This is a genomic window from uncultured Psychromonas sp., assembly GCF_947489755.1.
In the GTDB taxonomy this organism is placed as follows: Bacteria; Pseudomonadota; Gammaproteobacteria; order Enterobacterales; family Psychromonadaceae; genus Psychromonas.
In genome coordinates this window covers 1-648 of record NZ_CANLFB010000076.1, presented here as the reverse complement: position 1 = coordinate 648, position 648 = coordinate 1, and the positions used below count along the sequence as shown (strand labels likewise).

The 648-nt window shown below is 35.5% G+C and carries 1 tRNA gene; it reads right to left on the bottom strand.

The features are described from left to right. Positions 1 to 470: 470 nt before the first annotated feature. Positions 471 to 546, bottom strand: a tRNA-Glu gene (locus Q0794_RS18065). Positions 547 to 648: the final 102 nt, after the last annotated feature.

The window sequence follows — 648 nt, the reverse complement described above, 5'->3', positions numbered from 1 at the left end:
TACCACGTCCTTCATCGCCTCTAATTGCCTAGGCATCCACCGTGCACGCTTATTCACTTAACCATACAACACCTAAAAAGTGTCATATGTTGTTTCCAAGACGCTTGTGACTCATATTTTACATATGAAAAACAATCGTTTTTCGTGCACCTATTAGTTAGTAAACTAACTAAGTAGATACGTACTCATTACATTTGCATGTAATGTGCTTTTTATTTTGCTTGATTACAGCATTTAATTTAACTACAAGAGTTAACTTAAATACTGAGAACTCGTTTAATTCACCTTAATGAATTAAACATTTTCGTTTTATTTATCACACCAATCAACTTACAAGTAAGTCATTGTTATTGTGCGATAAATAAGAACATTTATCAGCTTTCCTAATTGTTAAAGAGCAGTGTTAAAAACACTTAATAATCATTCTTAGCAGAACAGTTATTAAGTGACTTTATATTCTAGAATAGTGTTGGTATCCCCAAGGGGATTTGAACCCCTGTTACCGCCGTGAAAGGGCGGTGTCCTAGGCCTCTAGACGATGGGGACCCGGAACTATTTTTGCGCTTTATCATTCTAATCAAACAATCTGTGTGGGCACTCATTATTACTTGCGCCAATGTACCGAAATACAAAGGATGTGTTTCTTTA